Origin of the sequence: Frankia tisae (genome assembly GCF_025403405.1) — a bacterium.
GTDB classification, from domain to species: Bacteria; Actinomycetota; Actinomycetes; order Frankiales; family Frankiaceae; genus Frankia; species Frankia tisai.
Genome location: NZ_JANEZT010000668.1, coordinates 1 through 1583 on the forward strand (window position 1 = coordinate 1; position 1583 = coordinate 1583).

Below are 1583 nucleotides of genomic sequence, written 5' to 3' on the forward strand. Positions count from 1 at the left end.
GTAACTGGTCAGGTACCGCTTTGATCTTGGGTTAGCTGATTGCGGGTATCCAGGGGTGGCCCTCGGCGAGTTGCACGAGGGCGGAGAACTGGCCGATGCCGTGTTTGGTGGTGGTGGACAGGTAGCTTCGGATCGCGCAGAACTGGCGGGCGCCGGTGAGGGTGCGGAGGCAGCCGGATACTTTCTGTCGTAGTTTGATCATGCGGATGTCGCGTTCGCAGCCATTGTTATCCGCGGGAACTCGCAGATCTTGGGTGAACCGCAGGTAGTCGGTTTCCCGGTCGACGAGGCGGCAGGCCAGCGCGTGGCGGGCGGCCATGAGTGTCGTGCTCCGCGGTGAGGTCTGGCTGATCCCGATGTGGGCGGCGTGGCGAAGCTGGCGGGTGTGGGTGGCCAGCGCCGTCGGGTCGACCGCAGTGCCGGTGCCGGTGGCGGTGGCGAGCCGGTGCAGGGCGACGAGGGCGTCGGCGGCCTGGGTGGCCCAGCACCAGACACCGGCCGGAGCGGTGTCACCCACGGCCTGCAGTTCACGCAGCACGTGGGCGACACACAGCTGGTGGGTGGCGGTGGTGTAGGTGTCATAGGGCGCCCAGGCGTCGTGGACTATGACCCCGGTGAAGTCGGTCAGCACCCCGAGGGCGTCGATTCCGGCGGTTCCACGCTTCGGATGGCAGTCGATGAGGGTGTACTTCCCGGTGCGGGCGCAGTGCACCCAGTGCAGTTTCCCGGCGACGCGCAGCCCGGTCTCGTCCGCGCCGACCACCTCGGCGCCGGCGAGCAGGTCACGGACAGCGGTGAGGAAACCTTCCAGGTCGGTGGCGGCGCGGGCGGCCATCGCCGCGACCGTGCCCGCGGACAGCGGTATCCCGACCAGTTCACCCAACGCGGTCGCGGTCCGCTCCTTCGACAGGAACTGCCCGGAGTACAGGTAGACCGCCGCCGCGCTCACCCGCGGCCCGTACTGGACCGGGGCGTCCACCCCGGCCGGTGGGGTCGCTTTCGTGCGTGTCCCGCAGTCGCATTCCCGCTCGAGGAGCTGATGTTCGGTCACGTGCGGGCGTAGCTCGGGTAGGTCGAACACCTGCCGGCGTTCGGTCCGGGTCACCGGCCGGCCCGAAAGCGACGCCCCGCACCCACCGCATGGCCCCGGCTCGTGCGCCACGCGCACATCAGGATCGGCGACCAGGCGCAGCGTCGATCCGGGATGGCCGTTCTGCCCACCAGGGCGCCGGCCCGTCTTCGTCCGTAGCGACTTCGGGGGTGGCTTGGCCAGCCCGTCGGAGCTCGGTGGCTTCGAGGAGTTCCGCGAGGTCTTGGCGACCTGGGCCTCCAGCTCCGCGATCCGCGCCCGGGCCTGTTCCAACTCGGCCCGCAACTGCGCGATCAGTGCCGCCTGCTCCACCACCAGCGCCGCGAGCTCGTCATACGACGGCACCGACGGCACGGGCGGATCACCGGACACACCCGGACCCTACGGTCTGATCAACCACGCGGCGCCAACGCTCCCGGGATGCCAGGCCATCGAAGAGCCCCAGCCTGCCGCGAAACCAAAACCAACGATCTACGAGACCTGACCAGTTACG

1 protein-coding gene is annotated in these 1583 nt (G+C 69.4%); it reads right to left on the reverse strand.

The window, feature by feature from the left end; translation table 11 throughout:
- Positions 1 to 31: 31 nt before the first annotated feature.
- Entirely contained in the window at positions 32 to 1462 is a 1431-nt protein-coding gene (gene tnpC / locus NBZ85_RS30960) for an IS66 family transposase (protein WP_261560728.1), read from the reverse strand.
- Positions 1463 to 1583: the final 121 nt, after the last annotated feature.